General features: G+C 47.8%; 23 protein-coding genes, 1 tRNA gene and 1 pseudogene. 20 read left to right on the plus strand and 5 right to left on the minus strand.

The window, feature by feature from the left end; genetic code table 11:
* The 16 genes and pseudogenes from moaA to trxB form a co-directional block, all read left to right on the plus strand.
* Positions 1-907, plus strand: a 907-nt coding sequence (gene moaA / locus Q0605_RS01400; RefSeq protein WP_298703574.1) for a GTP 3',8-cyclase MoaA, incomplete at its 5' end; no start/stop codon positions are given.
* A pseudogene (locus Q0605_RS01405) lies at positions 904-1,146 on the plus strand (7-carboxy-7-deazaguanine synthase QueE); the annotation flags it as partial. The gene moaA and the pseudogene Q0605_RS01405, both read left to right, overlap by 4 nt.
* Positions 1,126-1,869, plus strand: a complete 744-nt coding sequence (locus tag Q0605_RS01410) for a 4Fe-4S cluster-binding domain-containing protein (protein ID WP_298703606.1) — start codon at positions 1,126-1,128, stop codon at positions 1,867-1,869. The pseudogene Q0605_RS01405 and the gene Q0605_RS01410, both read left to right, overlap by 21 nt.
* Positions 1,866-2,447 carry a 6-carboxytetrahydropterin synthase gene (locus Q0605_RS01415; protein WP_298703577.1) on the plus strand — a complete coding sequence of 194 codons (582 nt, stop codon included), beginning with the start codon at positions 1,866-1,868 and terminating at the stop codon, positions 2,445-2,447. Before Q0605_RS01410 ends, Q0605_RS01415 begins: the two co-directional genes overlap by 4 nt.
* On the plus strand, positions 2,447-2,668 hold the full coding sequence (locus Q0605_RS01420; protein WP_298703579.1) for a hypothetical protein: 222 nt from the start codon (positions 2,447-2,449) through the stop codon (positions 2,666-2,668). The genes Q0605_RS01415 and Q0605_RS01420 overlap by 1 nt, the downstream gene beginning before the upstream one ends.
* Before the next feature lie 378 nt (positions 2,669-3,046).
* Positions 3,047-3,529: a hypothetical protein gene (locus tag Q0605_RS01425; RefSeq protein ID WP_298703581.1), complete on the plus strand. Its 483-nt coding sequence runs from the start codon at positions 3,047-3,049 to the stop codon at positions 3,527-3,529.
* On the plus strand, positions 3,529-4,185 hold the full coding sequence (locus Q0605_RS01430) for a 16S rRNA (uracil(1498)-N(3))-methyltransferase (RefSeq protein WP_298703608.1): 657 nt from the start codon (positions 3,529-3,531) through the stop codon (positions 4,183-4,185). Before Q0605_RS01425 ends, Q0605_RS01430 begins: the two co-directional genes overlap by 1 nt.
* A gap of 338 nt (positions 4,186-4,523) precedes the next feature.
* Positions 4,524-4,724, plus strand: a complete 201-nt coding sequence (gene rpmE / locus Q0605_RS01435; RefSeq protein WP_177387662.1) for a 50S ribosomal protein L31 — start codon at positions 4,524-4,526, stop codon at positions 4,722-4,724.
* Entirely contained in the window at positions 4,725-5,540 is an 816-nt protein-coding gene (gene rsmI, locus Q0605_RS01440) for a 16S rRNA (cytidine(1402)-2'-O)-methyltransferase (RefSeq protein ID WP_298703582.1), read from the plus strand. It abuts the gene before it with no gap.
* 35 nt (positions 5,541-5,575) lie between these two features.
* Entirely contained in the window at positions 5,576-6,277 is a 702-nt protein-coding gene (gene rlmB / locus Q0605_RS01445; protein WP_298703584.1) for a 23S rRNA (guanosine(2251)-2'-O)-methyltransferase RlmB, read from the plus strand.
* Positions 6,249-7,268 (plus strand): hypothetical protein, encoded by a 1,020-nt coding sequence (locus Q0605_RS01450; protein ID WP_298703586.1) that lies wholly within the window; start codon positions 6,249-6,251, stop codon positions 7,266-7,268. Before rlmB ends, Q0605_RS01450 begins: the two co-directional genes overlap by 29 nt.
* A gap of 530 nt (positions 7,269-7,798) precedes the next feature.
* Positions 7,799-9,004 carry an LL-diaminopimelate aminotransferase gene (locus tag Q0605_RS01455; RefSeq protein ID WP_298703588.1) on the plus strand — a complete coding sequence of 402 codons (1,206 nt, stop codon included), beginning with the start codon at positions 7,799-7,801 and terminating at the stop codon, positions 9,002-9,004.
* A complete protein-coding gene (locus Q0605_RS01460) occupies positions 9,004-10,272 on the plus strand; it encodes a homoserine dehydrogenase (RefSeq protein ID WP_298703590.1) in 1,269 nt (422 codons plus the stop codon). The genes Q0605_RS01455 and Q0605_RS01460 overlap by 1 nt, the downstream gene beginning before the upstream one ends.
* 1 nt (position 10,273) lies before the next feature.
* Entirely contained in the window at positions 10,274-10,612 is a 339-nt protein-coding gene (locus Q0605_RS01465; RefSeq protein ID WP_298703591.1) for a YraN family protein, read from the plus strand.
* Positions 10,613-10,682: 70 nt separating this feature from the next.
* A complete protein-coding gene (gene trxA, locus Q0605_RS01470; RefSeq protein WP_005869718.1) occupies positions 10,683-10,997 on the plus strand; it encodes a thioredoxin in 315 nt (104 codons plus the stop codon).
* Between the two features lie 110 nt (positions 10,998-11,107).
* Entirely contained in the window at positions 11,108-12,052 is a 945-nt protein-coding gene (gene trxB / locus Q0605_RS01475) for a thioredoxin-disulfide reductase (RefSeq protein WP_298703593.1), read from the plus strand.
* A 218-nt stretch (positions 12,053-12,270) separates the two neighbouring features.
* Here trxB and Q0605_RS01480 read toward each other — a convergent pair whose 3' ends face one another.
* From Q0605_RS01480 to Q0605_RS01500, 5 genes are all read right to left on the minus strand, one after another.
* Positions 12,271-13,050 carry a hypothetical protein gene (locus tag Q0605_RS01480; RefSeq protein WP_298703595.1) on the minus strand — a complete coding sequence of 260 codons (780 nt, stop codon included), beginning with the start codon at positions 13,048-13,050 and terminating at the stop codon, positions 12,271-12,273.
* Positions 13,051-13,124: 74 nt separating this feature from the next.
* Positions 13,125-13,222, minus strand: a tRNA-Sec gene (locus tag Q0605_RS01485).
* A gap of 28 nt (positions 13,223-13,250) precedes the next feature.
* On the minus strand, positions 13,251-15,968 hold the full coding sequence (locus Q0605_RS01490) for an MMPL family transporter (protein ID WP_298703596.1): 2,718 nt from the start codon (positions 15,966-15,968) through the stop codon (positions 13,251-13,253).
* A gap of 23 nt (positions 15,969-15,991) precedes the next feature.
* A complete protein-coding gene (locus Q0605_RS01495) occupies positions 15,992-16,576 on the minus strand; it encodes an ABC transporter substrate-binding protein (protein WP_298703598.1) in 585 nt (194 codons plus the stop codon).
* A gap of 2 nt (positions 16,577-16,578) precedes the next feature.
* Positions 16,579-17,301: a VacJ family lipoprotein gene (locus Q0605_RS01500; RefSeq protein ID WP_298703600.1), complete on the minus strand. Its 723-nt coding sequence runs from the start codon at positions 17,299-17,301 to the stop codon at positions 16,579-16,581.
* Between the two features lie 183 nt (positions 17,302-17,484).
* On the opposite strand from Q0605_RS01500, the gene Q0605_RS01505 reads away from it, so the two are divergent.
* The 4 genes from Q0605_RS01505 (at position 17,485) to Q0605_RS01520 (ending at position 20,369) form a co-directional block, all read left to right on the plus strand.
* Positions 17,485-18,273 (plus strand): TOBE domain-containing protein, encoded by a 789-nt coding sequence (locus Q0605_RS01505; protein ID WP_298703602.1) that lies wholly within the window; start codon positions 17,485-17,487, stop codon positions 18,271-18,273.
* Positions 18,274-18,374: 101 nt separating this feature from the next.
* Positions 18,375-19,142 carry a molybdate ABC transporter substrate-binding protein gene (gene modA, locus Q0605_RS01510; protein WP_298703604.1) on the plus strand — a complete coding sequence of 256 codons (768 nt, stop codon included), beginning with the start codon at positions 18,375-18,377 and terminating at the stop codon, positions 19,140-19,142.
* On the plus strand, positions 19,142-19,534 hold the full coding sequence (locus Q0605_RS01515; RefSeq protein ID WP_295151054.1) for a hypothetical protein: 393 nt from the start codon (positions 19,142-19,144) through the stop codon (positions 19,532-19,534). The genes modA and Q0605_RS01515 overlap by 1 nt, the downstream gene beginning before the upstream one ends.
* A complete protein-coding gene (locus Q0605_RS01520; protein WP_005869696.1) occupies positions 19,521-20,369 on the plus strand; it encodes an ATP-binding cassette domain-containing protein in 849 nt (282 codons plus the stop codon). Before Q0605_RS01515 ends, Q0605_RS01520 begins: the two co-directional genes overlap by 14 nt.
* Positions 20,370-20,987 lie beyond the last annotated feature (618 nt).

A 20,987-nucleotide genomic window follows, 5' to 3' on the forward strand; every position in this document is an offset into this window, starting at 1 on the left:
GTGTAATTTCAGATGCAGATATTGCATGCCGAGCACGCCGTTTAATTGGGTGCCGCGAGAGAATATTTTAAGCTTTGAGGAGATGTTTTTATTCGTCAAAGTTGCGATCGACGGCGGCGTAAAAAAGATCCGTATCACGGGCGGCGAACCACTGGTGCGAAAGGGGATCGAGGATTTTATAAAGATGATCGCGGATTACGCCCCTGGTATCGATCTCGCGCTTACTACCAACGGATATTATCTCAAAAATTACGCGCGCGCCCTTAAAGACGCGGGGCTAAAGCGCATCAATATGTCGCTTGACTCGCTGCGACCGGAGCGGGCTAAATTTATAGCTCAGCGCGGCGTGCTTTATAACGTCCTAGAAGGCCTTGACGCCGCACTTGAAGCGGGGCTAAAGGTCAAGCTAAACACCGTCGCGCTAAAAGGGATCAACGACGACGAGCTTATTTATTTGCTGGAATTTGCCCGCGAAAAAGATTGCCAGATTCGCTTCATAGAATTTATGGAAAACACCCATGCCGGCGATCTTACAGGCTTAAAATCGAGTGAAATTTTAGATATTTTAAGGCGCAAATTTATCTTTACCGCTCTGCCGAAATCTCAGAGCTCGCCCGCGTCGCTTTACGCGCTTGGGGACGGCTACACCTTCGGTATCATCGATCCGCACAAGCACGATTTTTGCGAGAGTTGCAACCGTATCAGACTAAGCGCCGAGGGGCTTTTGATCCCGTGTCTTTACTTCGAGGACGCGCTAAGTATCAAAAAGGCGGTCAAAGAGGGCGACATCGCCGCAGCCGCCGAAATTTTGGCTAAAATTTTAGCGAATAAGCCCGAAAAAAATCGCTGGCAAACGGACGCTTCGAATGAAATTTCAAGCCGCGCATTTTACGAGACGGGCGGATGAGGCTCGTAGAGAGCTTTTTAAGTATCCAGGGCGAGGGCAAGTATGCGGGCAGGCTCGCGTTTTTCTTTCGCTTTGCGGGCTGCAATCTGCGCTGCGAGGGCTTCGGCGGCGAGCGCGTTTCACCAAAGACCGGCGAGATCTTGCGCGGCTGCGATACGATCCGCGCGGTTTTTACAAATCACTTCGAGCACGAAGAAATTTTAAATTTAGCCCAGCTTTTGAATAAAATTCCAAATTTATCCGCTTCGTCCTGTTCCGCACCTGCGTGCTCTACGCCAGGTTTTTGCGCCGCCGAAGCTTTTTCCGAAAGCGATACCTTAAATTCCGCCGCCGCGCAAAAGCCTCCCCGCTCAAACGATAGTGCAGAAAATTCTTTAAATTTAACGAGCGAGAATTCTTTAAATTTCGCGGCGCAGAATTCTTTAAATTTAAATCCGCAAAGCTCCGCCTCGCCGCAAAGCGCTAAGCTTTATCAAAAGCCGATCGTCGTTATCACCGGCGGCGAGCCGCTACTACACTATAAAGAGGCGCTATTTTACGAGTTCGTCTGCGAGCTGCTCGCGCGCGGACACGCGGTGCACTTCGAAACCAACGGCACGATTTTCGTGGATTTTGAAAAATTTCCCGCCTACAAAAGCTGCGTCTTTGCGGTCTCGCCTAAGCTTTCAAACTCCGCCGAGCCGCGCGAACGTAGGTTAAACTTCGCCGCGCTGCGAAGCTTAAAACAAAACGCAAAAGATAGCTTTTATAAGTTTGTCATCTCGCCCGAGTTTGACGCGCAGCCCGAGATCGCCGAAATTTTAGCGGCGTGCGGCGGCGAGGTTTATTGTATGCCGCGCGGCGCAGATCGTCGCGAGCTGGAAAGCGGCGCGCAATTTTGCGTGGATTTTTGCCTAAAAAACGGCTATAATTACTCCGATCGCCTGCACATTAGAATTTGGGGCGAGAAGGACGGGGTATGATAATTAGGAAATTATACGAATTCGAAAACGCTCACATCGTGCGCCTGTGCGGCTCGAAGCGGTGTCGCACGAGCATCCATGGCCACTCCTATAGATGCGAAATTTTGCTTAGCTCAAATTTTTTGGATGAAGCGGGTATGGTTTACGACTTTGGTTATATGAAGCTCGGTATTCGCGAGCTTATCGATAGTTTCGACCACGCTACGACGATCTACGCGCGCGATGATGCCAGCTACATCGCGGATCTTAAAAAACACAGCGCGCGCTGGGTGCAGATACCGCTAAATCCGAGCGCGGAGCAGTTTTGTAGAATTTTTTTCGTCCTTGTGGACCGACTTTTGAGCTTAACTCAGATGCAAAACGGCGAGCGCGAAGTAAAGCTTCACAGCGTTATCGTGCACGAAACGGCCACCGGCTACGCGCAGTGCTTCCGCGAGGACGCCTACAACGCGCAGATGGGCGAGATCGCGCTGGATGAGATAGAATTCTCGCCCGCCGTGCGCGAGGAGTGGAAGCAGCCGAAGCTTTGGCAAAAGCTGCTGCGTGGCGAAAAAATCATCTATCCAAAGGACTGCTGATGAGAAATTTATTTAAATTTGGCGCGGAGTTTGTGCGCGTTTTGGCCACGTGCGCGATCTTTGCCTGCGCGCTTGCCTTGGGCGGCTGCGACGATGAGAAAAAGGACACCTTGCAAAAGCCGCCGGTGGATAGCGAGGTGCCGAAGGACGTGCCTATCGCGCCTAGCGAGCCCAAAGTCGATATAAACGCCGATATGCCGCCGCTTCCGGTGACAGAATAAGGCGCGAGCGTTGAAAAGTCCGCGTCTAAATTTGAAATTTTTTAAAATTTGCGTTGTTCGTATGCGGCGCGCAAGTGCGATTTTAGCGCCATTTTTGCCCGTGCGATCTGCGCAAAGAAATTTTAAATTTTATAAAGCTCTATCCGCAAAATTTCATTCTTGGCGCAAGAGATACGGCGCCAAATCGGGGTTGAACGCGCGCGCGGTAAATTTTGGCGCAATAAATAGCCGCGGCCGTTTTGAATGGTTTTTAAAATTTCAAAGGCACGGAGCAGGTCTGCTTTATCTTGCGCCGAAAAAATTTGCGTTGGAATTTGATCGTTTCGGTTCTAGCTGCGCAAAATTTTATCCTGCGAATTTAACCTCTCGGCGGAAGTGATGGATTATCTGTATCAAAGCGCCCTGGGTTTTCATAAGTTTTTCGCGCTAGTTGCGGCGATTTTAACGATAATTTATCTGATTTTTACCCAGCTTAAGATCGATGCGGCGGCGGAATTTCGCCCTCGCAGCGAGGCTATAAATCCCGCCGCTTCCGCGCCGCAAGCTGAAAATTTAAAGCAAAAGAGCAGATCTGGGCTTAGATTTCTTAGGCGCATCAGGCTATTTTTGCCGATCTATTATTCGTGTATCGCGGCGCTGATAGTTAGCGGAAGCGTGATGCTGTCGGTGTTGCGCTTTGATCTGAGCTTTAAAATTTACTTTATGGCGCTCGGATCGCTAGCGATGATCGCGCTTAGCGCGGTATCATACAAATGGCTGAAAATCGCGTATCTAAGTCAAAACTTTACGCCCTATCAGCGCAAAATGCGGGTGATTTTGGGGCTAAACTTAGCGATAATTTTGATAGCGAGTGTTATTTGATGGTATATTTTTACGATAAGTTTGCAGGCGAACGGAGCCTAGTTTTGCAGAATGATCAGTTTTCGCACTTAAAGGCCAGGCGAGCAAGGGCGGGCGAGCGCATAGACGTGCGCAATCTCGAGGACGGGGCTAGTTATTTATATGAGATCTCTGAAATTTCGCGCAAGGGCGCGGCTTTAAATTTGGTTTTTAAAAGCTCGGTTTTTACGCCGAGCCACGATTTTTGGGTCGCTTGGGCGGTCGTCGAGAGCGCCGTGATCGAAAAGAGCCTGCCTGCGCTAAACGAGATGGGCGTCGGGCGGCTTATTTTGGTCTATACTGATCTGTCGCAGAAAAACGTGCGGCTCGATCTGCAAAGGATGGAGCGGATTTTGGTCAACTCGTCTCAACAATGCGGGCGAAATTCTATCATGCAGATCGAGGTTCTGAGCGGCTCGGACGAGCTTGCGCAAAGATATGAAAACGTAAGCCTGATCGATTTTGGCGGCAAGAACATCGACATTTTCGGCGGCGACGAGATCGCGTTCGTCGGCCCGGAGGGTGGGTTTTCGCCGCGCGAAAGGGAGAAATTTAAAAATGCCTATGCGCTTAATAGCCCCTATATTTTGCGCTCAAATACCGCGCTGATCGCAACTTGCGCGAAGCTGATGTTTTAAGCGCTCAGTAAATTTTAAAATTTAAAAGCCGCGCGCTTTAAATTTTGGAATTTAAAATTTGCTCTGCGCGACCTGTGATGTTTATCAGCGGCCTAACGCGCGGTGCGTATTTGCCGCGGCGTATCTTTATGCGCTGTATTTTGAACGCCGCAGTAGGCCGCGGTGAAATAAAATTTTACTCGAAAAGCGGGCTAAATTTTAAAATTTCGCGTCCAAAAAGTATGCTTGAGAAAAAAATTGCCGCTTCGCCGAGAGATTTTTAAAACCCTTTAAATTTGCTTTTTAGATAAAAAAGTTGTATAATCGCAACCTTTTAAAATCATCAAAAAGGATCAAAAATGAAAAAAGATATCCATCCAAACTTTGTCGAAACGACCGTTACCTGCGCTTGCGGAAACACTTTTAAAACGCGCTCGAACAAGCCTGAAATCCGCGTCGATATCTGCTCCAATTGCCATCCGTTTTTCACGGGCAGCGAGAAGATCGTAGATAGCGCGGGCCGAGTCGAGAAATTTAAGCAAAAATACGGAATGAAATAGTTGCTATATCTCATTCCTACGCCGATAGGAAATCTAAGCGATATCTCGAGCCGCGCGCTTGAGGTATTGCAAAGCTGCGAAATCCTAATCTGCGAGGATACGAGGGTTTCAAAAAAACTTCTAAACTTATTATCCGATAAATTTCAAATCTCATTTAAAATTTCACAGTTCTACTCGCTGCACACGCACAACGAAGCGGAGTTTTTCGCGAGCTTTAACGCGGCGCTTCTACGCGAAAAAGCTTGCGCATACGTAAGCGACGCAGGCATGCCCTGCATTAGCGATCCGGGAATTGCGCTCGTAAAATTTGCGCAACGAAGCGGCGCGCCTTACGAGGTGCTTAGCGGCGCAAACGCTCTGCTGCTCGCAGCCGCCGCAAGCGGACTAGTGGAGAAAGAATTTAGCTTTTTAGGCTTTTTGAACAATGACGGCGCACAGCGCAAAGCTCAGATCCTAAATTTAATGCAAAGCCCCTATCCGTGCGTACTCTATGAATCTCCAAAGCGCGTGATAAAGCTAATTGAGCAGATCGCGGGGATCGACGCGCAGCGCAAAATTTTTGCGATTAAGGAAGCCACGAAAAAATTTGAAACCAAATTTTTTGGTAGCGCCGCGGAGCTCTTGCTGGAGCTAAAAAGCGCAAATTTAAACGGCGAATGGTGCGTCGTGATTGACGGCGCAGGCGAGAAAAGCTTTGAAAAAATCACGCAAGAAGATATTTTGTCGCTTGAGATCGCGCCGAAAATAAAAGCAAAACTGCTCTCAAAAATAAACGGCGAACCCGCCAAAGAAATATATAAAAATTTGATACGCTAAGTCATATTTTAACCGTTTTTCGCTAAAATCCCAAAATGATTATTTACGGCAAGCAGCTATTTTTGCACCTTTTAAACCGGCATCCGCAGAAATTTATCCGCATCATCCTTGCCAAGGAGTGCGAGAAAGAAATTTTTAAAAAGATCGCCGCGACCGGCGTAAAAATCGAGCGCGCCGATGCGAAAAAAGCTCAAGCCCTCGCTCACGGCGGCAACCATCAAGGCTTCTTGGCCGAGGTGGAGGAGTTTAGCTTCGGCGATCTAGCTAGCGTCAAAGACGATAAATTCGTGCCGATCCTTTATGGGCTTACCGACGTCGGAAACATCGGCGCGATAATGCGCAGCGCCTATGCTTTGGGCGCGGACAGCGTGATCGTCGTCGCAAATAATCTAAATATGGCGGGCGTAGTGCGCGCAAGCTCGGGCGCGGCGTATGAGCTAAACGTCGTTAAGGTCGCAGACGGGCTTAGCGTGATAAACGAGCTTAAACAAAGCGGCTTTGAAATTTACGCCGCGAGTGCGGACGGGACGAACTTTAAGGAGTTAAAGCTCGGCGCGAAAAGCGCACTCGTAATGGGGAACGAAGAAGAGGGGATACCTGCTAGGGCGCTTAAAAAATGCGACCGCGCGGTATCAATAAAGATGCGCGAAGGCTGGGACTCGCTTAACGTAAGTGCGGCATTTGCGATACTGTGCGATGGAATTTTAAATGGAAGAAATAGAAGAGAAGTTAAATAATACGGACGAGCAGGCGGAACAAACCGAGAAGCCGGAGCAAACACAGCAGCCAAAAAATAGCGATCTAGATAAATTAAAATCTATGGATCTGATCGAGATAGCGCGCACGACGCGCATCGACGCGCAAAATTTAGAATATATCATCAACAAAGACTTCGAGAAGCTAGCAAATTTTAACGTTAGAGGCTACATTAAAATTTTAGAGCGCGAGTTCGGGCTGGATCTGTCGGACTGGATAAGCGAGTTTGAGGTCGCAAAGGAGGGCTTCGCGCCCGTTAAAAAGGCCAAAGTCGAGCAGGTTTATGGTCAAAGGGTCAGCCCTAACAAAAGCGGCGGCGGTTGGCTTTTATGGCTGCTTGCGATGGTACTAATCATAGGCGCGATCTTTTATTTCGGACTTTATAAAAGCTTCGGCGACTTTTTGGGCTCGCTTTTATGGGAGCAAAACAAAACCACCTATTCTGACGCTCCGATTGTAAATAATACTCAAAAAAAGCTTGAAAACATCGGTATCGACGTCGTTTCGCACAACGCTACAGATGAAAAATTCGCACTAAAGTCAGATGCCAATGCAGCCGCTGTTGCGGATGAAAATTTAAGCTCGCTCAATGCGCTGGACCGCTCTATCAGGATCGAGCGCGCGAGTATTAAGACTGAGGAAAATTCTACCGACGGAAACGCTACTCAAAGTGCGCCCGCACCCAGCAAAGATATTGTGCTTAGCCCGCGCGGTAAGATGTGGATCGGCATTATCGATCTAAAAAGCGGCAAGAAGCGCGAGATGGTCATAAATACCCCTTACGTCGTCGCTTCGCAAGGGAATGAGGAGCTGCTAATCTCTACCGGTCACGGGATGTTTGAGCTCGGCAAAGCCGATGGCAACGTAACTTTCAGCGAAAGAAACACTCAAAAATTTCACGTTAAAGATGGCAATATCACTAAAATTTCAGCCGATGAGTTTCTGCGCCTAAACAAGGGCAAAAAGTGGTAAAATCCTCGCTTTCGTGCGAGGTTTTTTGCTCGTAGAATTTTGCCGCAGAGGACAGAGGGTAAAATTTTAGCTCGCTATGTGCGCAGTTTAAATTTAAACCCGCGAGCGTAAATTTAAAGGTTTAAACTGCGCCGCCTTGGATAAAATTTTAAACGGCGTAGGTAAAATTAACGGTGCGGATAAAATTTCAAGCGCTGCGGCCGCTTGCGGTAGTGCGATAAATTTAAAGGGTTATCGTTCGAGGACGCGGCGTAAAAACGGCAGCTTTAATCGTTATCGTTTCGATCGGACGTAAATTTAAATAGTGCCGCAAAGGGTCACGATGCTCTAAATTTAAACAATCAATGCCCCCGCGGTTTTAAAATTTTAGCGAGGTAAAAGTTTAAATTGCTCGAGCAATATAAAAAGCGCCGCCGCATCGACGCTAAGGCTTGAAATTTTAGCCTCCGTGCGGCGCGAGCAGATCGCGGCGCTTAAGGCGCGAAATTTTAAATATGGTTTGAAAATTACTTTAAGATAAGAGGTTTGAGATGTTTGACGAAATTCGTTTTTCAAAAATCGAGCGTTTGCCCAATTACGTTTTTGCCGAGGTCAATGCCATAAAAATGGCGGCGCGCAGATCCGGTGAAGATATAATCGATTTTTCAATGGGCAATCCCGACGGCAGGACGCCGCAGCATATAATAGACAAGCTTTGCGAAAGCGCGCAAAAGGACAAGACGCACGGCTACTCCGTAAGTCAGGGCATCTACAAGCTGCGACTTGCCTGCGCGAATTGGTACAAGCGCAAATACGGCGTGATCTTGGACCCAGAAAGTGAGATCGTCGCCGTGATGGGCTCTAAAGAGGGCTTCGTGCATCTAACTAGCGCGATCGTAAATCCGGGCGATGTCGCGGTGGTGCCCGATCCTGCGTATCCGATCCACACCCAAGCCTTCATCATCGCGGGCGGCAACGTCGTTAAAATCCCGCTTGCCTATGATGAAAATTTAAATTTTAACGAGAATAAATTTTTCATCGATCTGCAAAAAACTTTCGACGAGAGCATTCCGCGTCCAAAATACGTCGTCGTAAATTTCCCTCATAACCCTACCACCGTCGTCGTGCAAAAGAGCTTCTACGAGCGGCTCGTGGCGATGGCGCAGCAGGAGCGATTTTATATCATCAGTGACATCGCTTACGCAGAGATCGCTTTCGATGATTACAAAACGCCGTCGATCTTTGAGATCCAGGGTGCGAAGGACGTCGCGGTTGAGGCATACACGCTTTCTAAAAGCTACAATATGGCGGGCTGGCGCGTGGGTTTTGTTAGCGGCAACAAAAAGCTCGTAGCTGCGCTTAAAAAGATCAAATCGTGGTTTGATTACGGTATGTTTACGCCGATCCAAGTAGCCGCCACGATCGCGCTGGACGGGCCGCAAGAGTGCGTAGAGGAGATCCGCGCGAGCTATGAGAAGCGTAGAAATTTTTTGATTGACGCTTTTGCGGACGCAGGCTGGCAGATCGCAAAACCTAGTGCGTCGATGTTTGCGTGGGCGAAATTACCGCCCGCGGCGGCTCATCTAAGGAGTATGGAGTTTTCCAAGCAGCTTCTTACCAAGGCGCGCGTCGCCGTAAGCCCCGGCGTGGGCTTTGGCGCGGCGGGAGACGATTACGTGCGGATCGCTTTTATCGAAAACGAAAACAGGACCCGCCAGGCTGCTAGAAATATAAAAAAATATTTGAAAGAGATCTGATGAAGGTAGCGATTTTAGGCGTCGGCACCGTAGGTAGCGAAGTTGCAAATATTTTGATCAAAAACAAAGATATAATCCTTGCCCGCGCGGGCGTTAGCATAGAGCCCGTAATCGGGCTCGTGCGCGATACGAGCAAAAAAAGGGACGTGCAAATTCCGCTTAGCAGCGACGCGCAAAGTATCATCGAGCGCGACGACATCGACGTTTTTGTAGAGCTTATGGGTGGGGTAGAAAAGCCCTACGAGATCGTAAGTAAAATTTTAAAGCGCAAAAAGGCGGTCGTTACCGCAAATAAGGCGCTTTTGGCTTATCATCGCTACAAACTCCAAGCTCTAGCGGGCGATACGCCTTTTGGCTTTGAAGCGAGTGTGGCGGGCGGAATTCCGATTATCAAAACCCTGCGCGAAGGGCTAAGCGCCAATCGTATCGAAAAAATAATCGGCATCGTAAACGGCACGAGCAACTTTATCCTTACGAATATGATGCAAAAAAACGAGAAATTTGAGGACGCGCTAAAGCGAGCTCAAGAGCTCGGATACGCCGAAGCCGATCCTAGCTTTGATATCGGCGGATTTGACGCGGCGCATAAGCTTTTGATCTTAGCTAGCATCGCATACGGCGTGCACGGAGACCCTGAAGATATCCTAATCGAGGGGATCGAGGGGATCACACAGGAGGATATCTATTTTGCGCGCGAATTCGACTTCATAATCAAGCTGCTTGCGGTAGCTAAGCGCGCGTGCGACAACAAAGTCGAGCTGCGCGTCCATCCTGCGCTCATTTCAAAGGATCAAATGCTCTCAAAAGTAGACGGCGTGATGAACGGCGTGAGCATCTACGGAGACTGCGTCGGCGAGAGTATGTATTACGGACCTGGCGCGGGCGGAAGCGCTACGGCAAGTGCGGTTATAAGCGATCTCATCGACATCGCGCGCGATAATAAAAATCCGATGCTCGGATATAAAATTTTGCCGAGCGAAAATTTTATGCAAATTCTGCCGAGCGAGCAGATCCGCACGAAGTATTATTTCAGGCTGCGCGTGCGCGACGAGAAGGGCGTGCTTGCAAAACTTACGAACATTATGAGTTTAAACGATCTTTCGATCGACAGCTTTTTGCAAAAGCCGAAACTCAAAACGGATGAGGAAGTGACGCTGTTTTTCACGACGCATACGTGCTGCGAGAAGGACATAAAGCACGCTATAAGCGTGATCGGCGGCGAAAATTTTATTACGCAGAAGCCTTTTATGATCAGGATCGAAAGCTAAGTTGAGCTTAAAAGAATACATTTTCGGCTTTGCCTGCGAGGATCGTGCGGCGGAATTTTTGTGCGGCGAAGGGTTTGAAATTTTAAAACGAAATTTCCGCTGTCGCTTCGGCGAGATCGACATAATCGCGCGCAAAGACGGAATTTTGCATTTCGTCGAGGTGAAGGCTACGAGCGGCGATTATGACGCCGCAGAGCGCGTGACGGGCGCTAAGATGGCTAAAATTTTAAAGGCGGCGGAATTTTATCTGATGAGCTGTGATACGGACGAGCCGTGGCAGATCGACGTCGTGGAAGTTTATACAAAGCAGATAAAATTTATTGCCAACATATCTTTTTAAATTAGAATTTTTATTATTTATTTAAGATAATGAATTATAATCCGCAGAATTTTAACACAAGGAGAACATTATGGGAAAGTATATAGAGCTTACTTCGGAGAATTTCGACGTTACTAAAGAGGGTGTCGCGCTAGTCGATTTCTGGGCGCCTTGGTGCGGACCGTGCCGTATGATCGCCCCGATCATCGAGGAGCTTGCGAACGATTACGACGGCAAGGCTAAAATTTGCAAAGTAAATACCGACGAAGCGCAGGATCTTGCGGTGCAGTTCGGCGTCCGCTCGATCCCAACGATACTATTTTTCAAAGACGGCGAGCTAAAAGCCCAACTCATCGGCGCGCAATCTAAGCAGATCATAGCCGACAAATTAAACTCGCTTCTGTAAATTTTAAAAGGGCGGCTTTCGCCCTTTTTTCTCCCACTCATCGTTATATTAATTAAATTCGTAAATTTAGCGCCCGCGACTTTACTTAATAAAATAATTAAGGAGAAAAAATGTTAGATTTAGCAATTATTGGCGGCGGCCCTGCGGGGTTAGCGGCGGGGCTTTATGCTACAAGAGGCGGTTTAAAGGACGTCGTGATGTTTGAGATGGGTATGCCCGGCGGGCAGATCACCTCAAGCTCCGAGATGGAAAACTATCCCGGCGTCGCCGCGGTAACCGACGGGATGAGCTTTATGGCGCCTTGGCAGGAACAGTGCTTCCGCTTCGGGCTGAAGCACGAGATGGTGCGCGTGCTACGCATCTCAAAAGACGGCGACGGAAATTTTACGATCTATCTCGAGGGCGATCAAACGCGTCGCGCACGTGCCGTTATCGTGGCTACCGGCTCTACTCCGCGCCGCGCAGGGATCGAGGGCGAGGATGAGTTTTTCGGTCGCGGTGTCAGTACCTGCGCGACCTGCGACGGATTTTTTTACAAAGGCAAAGAGGTTGCCGTCCTCGGCGGCGGCGATACTGCGCTAGAAGAAGCGCTGTATCTAGCTAAAATTTGCTCTAAAGTCTATCTGATCCACCGCAGGGATGAGTTTCGCGCCGCGCCTTCGACCGTGCAAAGGGTGCGCAAAAGTGAGAATATCGAGCTCATCACAAACGCGCTTGTAGAGCAGATCAAGGGCGATGCAAGCGGCGTAACGGGCGTCGTCGTCAAGGATAAAACCAGCGGCGCCGTGCGCGAGCTGCAGCTGCCTGGGATCTTCGTATTCGTGGGGCTTGACGTGCGAAACGAGGTGCTAAAGGGCGATGATGGCAAGTTCATCTGCGATGTCACGTCCGGCGGACAGGTCGCGGTAAATTTAAAGATGCAAACAAGCGTGCACGGGCTATTTGCGGCGGGCGATATGAGACAGGATGCGCCTAAACAGGTCGTCTGCGCGGCAGGCGACGGTGCGGTTGCCGCACTTAGCGCGATCGCATATCTGCAAGGACACGATAAATAAGCTTGTATTCGGCGTAAAATTCACGGCGCGGCGGGCAAAACTGTTTCCGCCGTGCTTTAAATTTAAAATCACGCCTGAAATTTTGAATGAAATAATGAAATTTTGACGCAAGGCGGCTCAAATTTAAAATTTCGTCAAATTGAGCCGCAAAATAATGCTATCGTCTTTTGCGGAAACGCTTCCGAGCCGAAACGTCTTTTAAAAATTCAGATAAAATTTTATTGTCTTTCGTAGAAAGTCGCAAGGGCATCTTCCGCCGTTTTTCTATTATTAAATGCCGATCTTATCTTAATAACATCATCAATTATATCTTTAGTCACTATAAATTTATCCGATAAACTTACGCTCTTATCGGCATTCACGATAAAATTTAATTCGATCGCAGCCTGTGGCGGCAGCTCTGCTGCCCTTCCAAGCTGTAGCCTTATTTGGCTAGGCGTTAGCTGCGAATAATAAGCGACGTCTTCTAATGAATCAATAATATTACTCATATAAATCGCAGAAGTTTTTGGTTCACCATCCTTTAGTATTTCGTCTTTTAATTTATCGTCGCAATCAACCGGCTTTTTTTGAAATGAGTAATCTATTTTGCCTCTGTCTTTGAGCTCCTCTTGAAATTTCGTCTCATTTATTTTGCAATGTTCATTTGCCAATTTAAGTAAACGCTGTTGTTTATCATCAGATTTATCTTTATAGAAAAGCACGGCACCTCTTAAAGACGTGTTTAGCGTAGCTTCTTTATATTTTTTGTTAAAGGCATCTACATCGACCTTTACTTTCTCCATATCTACGTCGCAGACCATCTTAACCGTCTTTAATCCGCCGTTTTCCTCTTTGCTCCACGTGATATTTTTGCAGATTTTTGAACCCTCGATCGCCGCGCCGATACTCATCGACTTAAAATTGGGAAGAGTATAATTTTTCACGAGCCCTACCTCATCCTCGCCGCATCCTGCTAAAATCAATGCCGCCAGCGCGGCGCCTAGTACATATTTCATCTTCGTTCCTTTGAAATAAATTCGCAAAGCGCTAGAGATCAAGAATCGTAAAAGTGGAATTTGATGAAAGAATTTGGCGAGAGAGGGAGGGAATCGAACCCCCCGGAAAACGGTCAACCGCCCTCCTATCGGATTTGAAGTCCGCAGACGCCACCAGGTCGCCATCCTCTCCAAATGCGGGAATTATAGCGAGATAAAATTTATTTAGCTTTAAAGAGGCTAAATTTTAATCCCTTTCGGCTCATTATTAGCGAAGGTAGGATTATGAGCGCGCCCAAAAGCAGCAGGCTCATCGCTAGACATATCAGCAGCCCGAAGTAGATCGTAGGCCAGAAATTGCTCATCATCATCACGCTAAATCCCAAAATGATCGCAAACGACGTATAATACATCGCGTATCCGATACTTGCGTGGCTCGCGCGGATCGCCGCAGCCTCGTCGCCGCTGCGCGCAAACTCCCGCTTGTAGCGGTAGATGTAGTGGATGACGTCGTCAACGCCGATACCGATACTAATCGCCGCTATCGTGATACTCATGATATCTAGCGGAATGCCCGCAACTCCCATGATACCGAAGCAGGCGCAAAGCGGGATCAAATTTACGACGATCGCGATAAGCGCGTATGAAAAGGAGCGAAAGATGATCACGAAAAGCACGAAAAGCACGAGCACAGTGATGCCCAGAGTGCCTATCTGCGAGCTCACCAGGCTTTGAAGCATATTGTTGTAAAGTACCATTATGCCGCTAATCTGCACCGTGACGTTATCTTTGGCGAGCAGGGAGTCCAGATCGCGCTTAAGATCGGCTAGGAATTGCGCCCTGCGGAGATTCGGATCGCTATCTATCGTGCGGATGCTAAGGTGCGCCTCGTTCGCTTCGATATTTACAAAGGGCGAAAGTACCAATTCGCGGTAGTTTGCGGGCATTTCAGAGTAGATCAAAGCAAGGCTTAGATCGTCCAGATCGCGCCCTTGATTAATCTGTTTGCCGAGTTTTAAAAGCGATGCGAGCGAGCTTACGTTGCCGATAAACTCGTGCCCTGCGATGTTTTTGTCCTTCAAAAAATCATCTATTTTGCCGATGATACGCATCTTTTCGGAGGTGAACCAATACTGCGGCTTGTTTTCGTTGGCGGCGTATTCGGCTTCGAAATCGCCAAAATCGTCGCTCGCGGTGGAATTCTGCTCTGAATTTGCGGCGCCGCTTGGCTGCGCTGCCGCAGCGGAGCTTTGCTCGGAAAAATTTTGATCATTAAAATTTTGCACCGCCGCGGTAGAATTTTGAGCGGCGGAATTTTGCCCCGCGGGATTGGAATTTTCGCCGTTCTTAGAATTCGCGCTGCCGCTTGCGGAATTTTTGCTCTCACTAGCGGGATTTGCGCCGCCCGCACTTTTAAATTTAACGACGATATCAAGCGGGATCGTTCCGCCGAGATTTGTATCGATGACCTCCATACCCGCGCGGATGTCGGTGCTTTTTTTGAAGTAGCCGATGAAGCTGTTTTCGACGCGCAGCTGTGAGATGCCGTACAGCCCAAAGATCACCGCTGCAGCGCACACTCCGTAGACCACGCCTCTGCTACGCAGCGCCGTTTCGGCGCACCAAAGCGTAAATTTAAAGTGCTGCTCGAAGCTGCGATTATTGTGCGTGCGCCTTAGAAGCGACATAACTGCGCCGAATACTCCAAATGCCGTAACTAGCGAGATACTGATGCCTACGCTCATCATAATTCCCAGAGAAATTACGGGCTTTATATCGCAAAAAATTAGCGACATAAAGCCGATAACGGTCGTAAAGATCGCGAAAAAGCAGGGTCTTGCGCGCTCGCGCAGCACCGCATAAACGAGCTGACGCTGCGAAAAGGCGTGAAAGCGCGCGCTAAACTCGCGGTAGGCGACGATTAGGTGGATACAGACCGAAACCGTTATGATGAGCTGAAGCGCTATGAAATTTGAGCTAATCACCGTGACCTCAAAGCTCAAAAAGCCGAATAATCCCGCTGCAAGCACGACCGAATACGCGCAGATGATAAGCGGTAGCAGGATAAATTTCGCCTGTCTAAAAAAGAGCCAAAAGCACGCCAAAAGCAGTACCAAGGCGCCGAGTCCGTAGGTCGCCAGATCCGAGCGGACGTAGCCTACCATATCGTCGGCGATCATATTTAGTCCGCCCAAAAATAATTGGTCGCCCGCAAATTCCTTCTCAAAGCCCGCGATCAACGCGCGCAAAGCCACAATGTCGCGGTGATCCTTTTCGCGTAGTTCGTCGCGGTAGGATTTGAAATTTTGCTCCGAAGCTTTAAGCACGTCTTTGAGCTGTAAAATTTGAGCTTTGGAACTATTGCCCTCGCGCTCCGCTTGCTTTAGAGCGCTTTTGGCTCCGTCTCTTAAGCGCAAAAGCTCCTCGTAGCGAGTCTGCGGCTTTAAATTTATTAAAATTGCGGTAGTGCGAAGATCGGCGCTTACTAAATTTGACGCATAAAAGGGGCTCGTAGAAAGCTCGCGCCTAGCCGCGGTTAAATTTACGTCCGCGTCGGTAAGAGTGGGTATGTGCTTAAGTAGCTCGCTCATACCCTCGCTTTTGTTTAGCAAAAGCGGCACGTTCGTGATATCCGTGACGCTAGCGACGAAATCCAGCTTAGAAAAAGCTGCGTCCATCTGCGCTATCTTGCGGATCGTCTCGGGCGCTAAAAGATCGCCCGCGGGAGTGTAGGCGACGACTAAGAAATTCGGCGTTTCGTAGCGCTTGGATACTTCGCGCCAAATTTGAAGGTCTTTGTCATTATCTAGTAGAAGCGTCTGGCTCGAAGCGTCGATCTCGAGCTTTGTGGAGTAATATCCGAAAAAGAGCGCCAGCGCGGTAAACAGCGCGAGCGTGATTTTCGGAAACGCGACGATTAGGCGAAAAATTTTTTTCAAATACCGCTCTTTTAGGCGCGCCGCTATTCGCCGCTATTGATGACGGTGGAATTTAGTCGCTTTATGAGCTCGTCAAAGCCCAAATTTTGCGTTACGTCGCCTAGCTGCGAGCGGTAGGTCTGAATTAGGCTGACACCCACGATATCGACGTCGTAGATGCGCCAATCAGAGCCGTTAGGATAAAATTTAAAATCTATGTCGTAGTTTTTCTGCTCGCCGATGACCTGCGTTTTTAGCACGCGGCGCTTATCGCTCGGACTTTGTTTGCTTAGCACCTTCATATCCTGATCGGTATAAAGCGAAAGTTTTTCGATAAAGGAGCGCTTTAGATGCGCCTCGAAAGCTTTATTAAATTCCGCGATCTGCGCAGGGCTAAGGCTTGCGTAATGTTTAGCAAGTGAAAGCTTTGCCATCATTTTATAATCAAAATAGCCGTCGAAAAGCGCAAAGATTTTTGCGGGCTTTGCATCTTTTGGTGCGCCGCTCCGCATGATGCCTACGGCCTCGGCGACCTTTTGGCTCATCACGGGCTCGATATCCGCATCGCTAATAGCGTGCGCCGAAATCAAAAGCGCTCCGCAAAGCGCTAGAACTTTTAAAATTTTCATTGTTATTCCTTTATTAGTTTCTCGCGATTTTGCTCGTAAGCATCGCGTAAAAATGGATACAGATCTACCGCATCTTTGGTCATTTTTTCATAAAATTCCGGATCGCGCGAGTAATCGTTGAATAGTCTAAATCCGTTGACGGAATTTCGTACCGTACCGTCTTTGATATAGTCTATCGGATTTGTGAAATAATCCCCCACCATTCCGAAAGTATCGCGTAGATTACTCTGCCCTAATATCGGCCAGACGATGTGCGGACCTGCCGGCACGCCCCAATATCCGAGCGTCTGCCCGAAATCCTCGTCGTGGCGCGAAATCCCGTAGTATTTGCCCGCCATATCGTTAAGCCCGCCGAAGCCAACGGTCGAGTTGATCAAAAACCGTTTCGTCTCGTCCCAAGAATTTTCAAATTTACCCTGCAATAGGTTGTTTACGAGCCTTATCGGATATAAAATATTATAGAAAAAATTTGAAAACGCGCCCTGGATCGGATCGGGCATTACGTAATCGTAGCCGCTGGCTACGGGGGTTAATATGTATGAGTAAAATACGTCGTTAAAGCTCGTCATAACGCGGTTATAGCCGCTAAGCGGATCGAAAACCTCGCGCTTGGCAAACTCCTCGTCAAAACCATCCGTATCGCCGCTAGGCGCCGCGTCTTGCTTTTGCGAGCAACCGCAGAGTGCCAATGCCGCGGCTAAGAATATAATTTTTATAAATTTCAAATGTGACCCTTCTTTATAAATCAAAATGGCGATTTTACAAGTTTAAAGAAATTTTGTCAATAAAGGTAAAATTTCATATAGAATTTCCCTCTTTATATCGCAAAATAAAGCCTGCAGCTCTTTAAGAAATATATCAGAGGATATATTATAAAATCACGTGAAAGTAAATAAGAAAGGATGAAAATGGACGCAAAATTTGTTTTGGAATTCCTGCTTGGCAACAAAGCATCGCTTTTAGCCAAACACATTAAGCTGCTTAAGGCCGTAGATGAGACTAAAAGTATTACAAAGGCCGCAGAGATCGTAGGAGTGTCGTATAAAAACGGCTGGGATGCGCTAAATTTAATCAACAACGCGAGCAAAAAGCCCCTCATCGTCCGCACTCAAGGTACTAAGAAAAATAGCGGCTCGGAGCTCACTCCATACGCTCACAAGCTGATTCGCGCTTATGATGCTATCAGCCACGCGGGCGAGACGTTTTTGAGTGAAATTTTAAAGCTTGACGAGATCACCGAAGAGAGCCTTTTAAGCTTAGAGAAGATCGGTATGAAGCTTTCTGCGCGCAATCAGCTAAGTGTTGAGATTACGGATATTCAAACAGGCGCTGTAAATTCTCAAATCACGGCTAAACTCGCAGGTGGCGAAATTTTATGCGCGACGGTAACCGTAGAGAGCGAAAAAAATTTAGGGCTAAAGGCGGGCAAGGATGTGCTGTTTTTATTTAAGGCCCCAAGCGTCATCATTGCCAAAAGAAGCTCGGAGAAGCTAAAACTTAGTACGGCGAATCAAATCAAGGGCACGATTAGCGAGGTCAAAATCGGCGCGGTAAACGCAGAGATCTGTCTAGGCACAAGCTCGCATCAAAACATCACCGCGATCATCACGCGAGAATCTGCCACCGCGATGGCTCTAGGAGTAGGAGATGAAGTAACGGCGATCATCGAGCCTAGCGAGATTATTATTGGCGCGTAATAGGGTGAAATTGGGTGCGCAAAATTTTAAAATTTAAGGCGTAAATTTAAAATTTTAGATACAATTCAATTCTCGGTGAGAGCCGAAACGAAAGGCATAAAATGAAGTTGAAAGCAGTGCTTTTAGGAATTTTAACCGCAGGCGCGCTTAGCGCAGGCGAGGTCAGCGTCGCAGCCGCTGCGAACACGACGTATGCGTTTGACGAGATCAAGGCGGAATTTGCCAAGCTGCATCCGCAAACTACGCTAAACGTGAGCTTGGGCGCCAGCGGTGCGCTTAGCACGCAGATCAAAAACGGCGCGCCGTTTGATATTTTTATGGCGGCGGATATGAAATTTGCAGACGATCTGCATAAAGAGGGCCTTGCGATGGCGCCTGCCAAAACCTACGCAAAGGGTAAGGTGGCGATGTTTAGCGTGCGCGGCGTAGATCTTAGCAAGGGGCTTGAAATTTTAAAAGACCCTAGCGTTAAAACGATTTCGATAGCAAATCCAAAGACCGCTCCTTACGGCACCGCAAGCGTACAGGCCTTTCAAAAAGCGGGAGTTTACGATGAGATCAAAGGCAAAATCGTAGAAGCAAAATCGATCGGCGAGGCTCTTTCGCAAGCGCTTAAAGCTTCCGACGTCGGCTTTATCGCGGCTAGCGCGATGTATGCGCCTAAGATGACAAAGGACGGCTGCAACGATAAGCCTTGCAAAGAGGGCGAAAATTTCGTCTTGGTCGGTACCGACCTCTACGAGCCGATAGCTCAAGGCATGGTCATGCTAAACCGCGCCAAAGACAATGCCGAAGCCAAGGCGTTTTATGATTTTATCCTAAGCGATAAGGGTAAGGCGATCTTTGCTAAATACGGATACGAGTTTTAATGATTAGAGCGAGAATCAACGAAATTTTACAAAAAGACGGCATCCATTCTGTAGGATTTATTGCAGGCGGCATCAAGCTACGTGGCGTATTTCTGCAGCTAAGTAGCGAGCTTAAGGTGGGTAGCGAAGTTTACGTGGGCTTTAAAAGCACCGATGTGCTTTTATCTCGCGAAGCCCTAAGTGGTGTATCTAGCGAAAATGAAATTCACGGCAAGATTATGAGCCTAAGCTTAGGTGAAATTCTATGCACGCTCAGGTTTGAAGGCAAGATAAGCTTTGATGTGCTCATTAGCGCGCATTCTGCGCAGGAGCTTGCTTTACGCGAGGGCGACGAGGTTTTCGCATACATTAGCGCCACTGCGATATATATAGAAAAATATGATAACGATTGATTGTAAGAAAAAAATCAGTGATGATTTCTCGATTGATGCTCGCTTAGAGATTAACAAAGGCTCGTTTGTATGCCTATATGGGCGCAGCGGCAGCGGTAAGACTACACTGCTGCGCATTTTGGCTGGATTTTTGCGCGCAGATAGCGGTAGCATAAAAGACGGCGATCGCGTGCTACAAGAAGGCAATGAATTCTTAAGTGCGGGCAAGCGCAGAATCGGCTTTTTGTTTCAAGACTACGCACTTTTTGAGAATATGAGCGTGACGGGCAATCTACTTTTTGCCAGAAACGATCCGCAAAAAGCTGCGATGCTGCTTGAAATTTTAGAGCTTAGCGAGTTTGCGAAATCCGGCGTAGAGGGTCTTAGCGGCGGACAGAAGCAGCGCGTAGCACTTGCTCGCGCACTGATGCAAGAGCCTGAAATTTTGCTACTTGACGAGCCGCTTTCGGCGCTTGATTTTACGATGCGCGAAAAAATTCAAGAGTATCTGCTAAAGATCCACGAGCAGTTTCATCAGACCGTGATTTTGGTAAGCCACGACGTAAGCGAGATTTATAGACTTTGCAAGCGAGTTTATGAGATGAAGGACGGCAGGATCGTTCGCACCGGTACGCCAGAGGAAATTTTTCTTAAAACTAGCGGCTCGCAGAAGTTTTCTTTCGTGGGCAAGATTGTCGATTTGCAAGCACGCGACGGGGTCAAAGTGGCTGTCGTAGCGATCGGCAGCCAGCTGTGCGAAGTGGTGCTAAGCAATGCAGAAGCCGATGGCTTGCAAGTAGGCGACGAGGTCAAAGCGGGTGCCAAAGCCTTTAATATCACTCTGCGTAAAATTTAAACGCAGGCTAGAGCAAAATTGCAATGTGAGACTAGATGACGTGTGGAAATTAAGCTTTAAATTTTAGATTTCGCGCGGGCAGGCGCCGTTAAATTTCTTCTTTTTTATTAATTGGCGGCGGTCGGTTTATCTTTAAATTTAGCGACTTTTGACTTACTTTTTTGGCAGGAGTTGCACGAATTCTATCATGCAATCTTGTTAAAAATTTCATGTGAAGCTTCGCAGAAACTTAAAATTTTTAGATTTGGAATTTTGCCTGGATTTTGTGGCTTTGAAATTTGAAAAGCTCTAACGGCTCGAAGCTTGCGCGTTAAACTCGCTTAATGAGCTATGACAGGTTTTCATTAACCCGGTTTTCTAGATTTATGCGAAATTTTAATTTCGTCTTGTCGGGCTCAATGAAATTTCGCTAGGTCGTTCGGAGGGCGTCGTTTAGCCTATCTTGCGTGAAATTTGCGCTCAGATAAATCCTGCCCGCTCAAGTTTTAAAGCTAAGCTAAGCTTTTTGAAATTTAGCTCAGCAAAATTCGTGGTCTTAAAAATTTACCAGCTTGGGTAGAGCTTAAATGCCTGACGGAATTTGCACGCTTGAAGGAATTTATTAGCCAAGCAATTTAT

The organism is uncultured Campylobacter sp. (genome assembly GCF_938017705.1).
Taxonomy (GTDB): Bacteria; Campylobacterota; Campylobacteria; order Campylobacterales; family Campylobacteraceae; genus Campylobacter_B.

Coding starts and splice junctions, on each gene's coding strand:
- Q0605_RS01505 (WP_298703602.1), top strand. CDS start 17,485: ATGGACGCAAAATTTGTTTTGGAATTCCTGCTTGGCAACAAAGCATCG.
- Q0605_RS01430 (WP_298703608.1), top strand. CDS start 3,529: ATGGTATATTTTTACGATAAGTTTGCAGGCGAACGGAGCCTAGTTTTG.
- rlmB (WP_298703584.1), top strand. CDS start 5,576: ATGATTATTTACGGCAAGCAGCTATTTTTGCACCTTTTAAACCGGCAT.
- trxA (WP_005869718.1), top strand. CDS start 10,683: ATGGGAAAGTATATAGAGCTTACTTCGGAGAATTTCGACGTTACTAAA.
- Q0605_RS01415 (WP_298703577.1), top strand. CDS start 1,866: ATGATAATTAGGAAATTATACGAATTCGAAAACGCTCACATCGTGCGC.
- modA (WP_298703604.1), top strand. CDS start 18,375: ATGAAGTTGAAAGCAGTGCTTTTAGGAATTTTAACCGCAGGCGCGCTT.
- Q0605_RS01515 (WP_295151054.1), top strand. CDS start 19,142: ATGATTAGAGCGAGAATCAACGAAATTTTACAAAAAGACGGCATCCAT.
- Q0605_RS01460 (WP_298703590.1), top strand. CDS start 9,004: ATGAAGGTAGCGATTTTAGGCGTCGGCACCGTAGGTAGCGAAGTTGCA.
- rpmE (WP_177387662.1), top strand. CDS start 4,524: ATGAAAAAAGATATCCATCCAAACTTTGTCGAAACGACCGTTACCTGC.
- Q0605_RS01425 (WP_298703581.1), top strand. CDS start 3,047: ATGGATTATCTGTATCAAAGCGCCCTGGGTTTTCATAAGTTTTTCGCG.
- Q0605_RS01450 (WP_298703586.1), top strand. CDS start 6,249: ATGGAAGAAATAGAAGAGAAGTTAAATAATACGGACGAGCAGGCGGAA.
- trxB (WP_298703593.1), top strand. CDS start 11,108: ATGTTAGATTTAGCAATTATTGGCGGCGGCCCTGCGGGGTTAGCGGCG.
- Q0605_RS01455 (WP_298703588.1), top strand. CDS start 7,799: ATGTTTGACGAAATTCGTTTTTCAAAAATCGAGCGTTTGCCCAATTAC.
- Q0605_RS01480 (WP_298703595.1), bottom strand. CDS start 13,050: ATGAAATATGTACTAGGCGCCGCGCTGGCGGCATTGATTTTAGCAGGA.
- Q0605_RS01420 (WP_298703579.1), top strand. CDS start 2,447: ATGAGAAATTTATTTAAATTTGGCGCGGAGTTTGTGCGCGTTTTGGCC.
- Q0605_RS01495 (WP_298703598.1), bottom strand. CDS start 16,576: ATGAAAATTTTAAAAGTTCTAGCGCTTTGCGGAGCGCTTTTGATTTCG.
- Q0605_RS01520 (WP_005869696.1), top strand. CDS start 19,521: ATGATAACGATTGATTGTAAGAAAAAAATCAGTGATGATTTCTCGATT.